3 protein-coding genes are annotated in these 2,525 nt (G+C 29.2%); all 3 read left to right on the forward strand.

The features are described 5' to 3' along the window. Positions 1 to 197: 197 nt before the first annotated feature. On the forward strand, positions 198 to 713 hold the full coding sequence (locus ACHZC3_RS12665) for a hypothetical protein (RefSeq protein WP_394760237.1): 516 nt from the start codon (positions 198 to 200) through the stop codon (positions 711 to 713). 99 nt (positions 714 to 812) lie between these two features. Further along, positions 813 to 1,766: a T9SS C-terminal target domain-containing protein gene (locus tag ACHZC3_RS12670; protein ID WP_394760238.1), complete on the forward strand. Its 954-nt coding sequence runs from the start codon at positions 813 to 815 to the stop codon at positions 1,764 to 1,766. 100 nt (positions 1,767 to 1,866) lie between these two features. Further along, positions 1,867 to 2,525: GNAT family N-acetyltransferase (locus tag ACHZC3_RS12675; protein ID WP_394760239.1), on the forward strand; the 659-nt coding region annotated here is incomplete at its 3' end.

A 2,525-nucleotide genomic window follows, 5' to 3' on the forward strand; every position in this document is an offset into this window, starting at 1 on the left:
ATTTTACGCATTCAAGCTTAAATGCATAATCATATTTGACTTTTCTTTCCATAAAAATACCCCCAAATAGTGTCTAACTTTTTGGGGGCAGTCTAAATGTGAGGCTTTTTTTATTTGCAACTTTTTTCATACAAATACAAACTTTGGCACAAGTATTGAATAGCATACAATAACATTAATCATTAAACCAAAAAATCATGAGAAAAAATATTACCCTATTGTTTGCTTTTATCAGTATGATAATGCTACAAAGTTGCACAGTACACGAAGAAGTAGTTGCTCCTGCAACAGTTGATAGTGACACGATTAGCGAAGTAATTGAAGTAACAACTTCTTTCAATTCTGGAAACAATTACAGTAAACTAATCACTTTCAATCGTCCTATTTATACATCAGATATGGTTTTAGTATATCACTTGTATGATGTTGTAAACGGATCGGATGTTTGGAGACTAATGCCACAAACCTACTATTTAGGTGCAACAGGTGAGCTTGATTATAATTTTGATTTTACCAATTATGATGTAAATATTTTTCTTGGAGCTAACTTCGATTTGAATACATTATCATCAACATGGACACAAAATCAAACGTTTAGAATTGTGATTATTCCAGGCTATTTTTCAAATAAAATGGCAATCGATAACAAAGATTATAAAGCAGTTATTAATGCATACAAAATTGATGATTCGAAAATAAAACCCAGAAATTAGTTTGTTTACATAGTTTGTTTGATTAGTTAGAGGCACAATATTGTGCCTCTTTTTTTTCTAAAAACCAATAATCAGTTACATTTGTAAAAATGATTAACTATGAATCGTTATTTAGTTCTATTTCTGTTGGTAGCAATAAAAGGATTTGCACAAGTTTCGGGTTGTACAGATTCGATGGCAAAGAATTATAATCCGAAAGCTACTATTAATGACGGAGGTTGTGTGTATAAAAAGGTAACTACAAGTCTCACAAATTCTTATGTTTTAGATGACAAACTAAATGAAACTTCAGGATTAATATATTTCAATAATCGGTTTTGGACACACAATGACGATACAGATACTAATTTGTATGCTTTAGATACTATAAATGGTGCCATTCAGGAAACGTACATTTTGCCAAATGTTGTGAATAAGGATTGGGAAGAAATTTCGCAAGACGAAAACTATGTATACATTGGCGATTTTGGTAACAATGCTCAAGGGAATAGAACCGATTTGTCTATTCTCAGGATCGAAAAAAAATCATTACTATCCAGAAATCCTATAATCGACAAAATAGAGTTCAAATACTCAAATCAGACTAATTTTGAAAGACAATTTGCTAATAAAACCAACTTTGATTGTGAAGCTTTTATAATTACACAAGACAGTATTTATTTGTTTACTAAGGAATGGAAAAGCAAGCAAACAACAACTTATTCGTTACCTAAAACTCCGGGAAAATATATTGCTAAGCAAAAGATAACTTACAATATAAAAGGGTTAGTAACTGGTGCAACTTATTTAGATTCAAAAAACATTTTGGCACTTTGCGGTTACACCAGAAATGGAAAACCATTTGTTAATTTGTTTTATGATTTTAAAAATAATGATTTCTTTTCTGCGAATAAAAGAAAAATAAAATTGAAGCCTCGTTTCCAACAAATAGAAGGCATAACTACACAAGACGGAATACATTATTATATTACAAACGAGCATTTAAAGTTTGCTTTAGCTAATAATCTGCAAAAAATACAAATACTAGATTTAACTAAACTTTTTAAGAATTAACTAATAATTGGATTAAATCGATAAATCTTCTGTTTTTAGGAGTTTTGTTTAAGAAGGTTTCTGAAAAAATGTGTAATTTTCCGAAGTTTAAATAAATTACGTGAAAGATTACTCAGTACGACAATACGAAGCAAAAGATTATGCACTTTGGAACACTTTTATAAGTGAAGCAAAAAACGCTACTTTTTTGTTTCATCGTGATTTTATGGAATACCACAAAGATCGATTTGATGATTTTTCATTGATGATTTTTCGTAAAGAAAAACTCGTTGCAGTTTTACCAGCAAATAGAGTAGAAGATGATATTTTCTCACATCAAGGATTAACTTATGGTGAATTAATTTATGGAGAAAAATTAAAACTTACTTCATTTATAACTTCTTTTAAGGCTGTTTTGCAGTTTTTATGTCAAAAAGGGATAAAAAAAATGCATATTAAAGCAATTCCGAGTATTTATCATCAAAAACCTGCTGAAGAAATTAAGTATGTTTTGTTTTTAATGGATGCTAAGCTAATTAGGCGAGATTCATTGTCAGTTGTAGATTTACGAAAGTCTTTCAAAATTTCAAAAGGAAGATTAGAAGGCGTAAAGAAAGGAATTAAAAATAAATTAAAAATTGTAGAAGAACCCAATTTCAAATTGTTCTGGGATGAAATTATGATACCCAATTTAGAAATAAAATACAATGTAAAACCTGTTCATTCTGTACAAGAAATAAGTTTATTACAGGCTATTTTTCCTAAAAATATTCGTCAATT

This window comes from Flavobacterium sp. (assembly GCF_043720215.1).
Taxonomy (GTDB): Bacteria; Bacteroidota; Bacteroidia; order Flavobacteriales; family Flavobacteriaceae; genus Flavobacterium.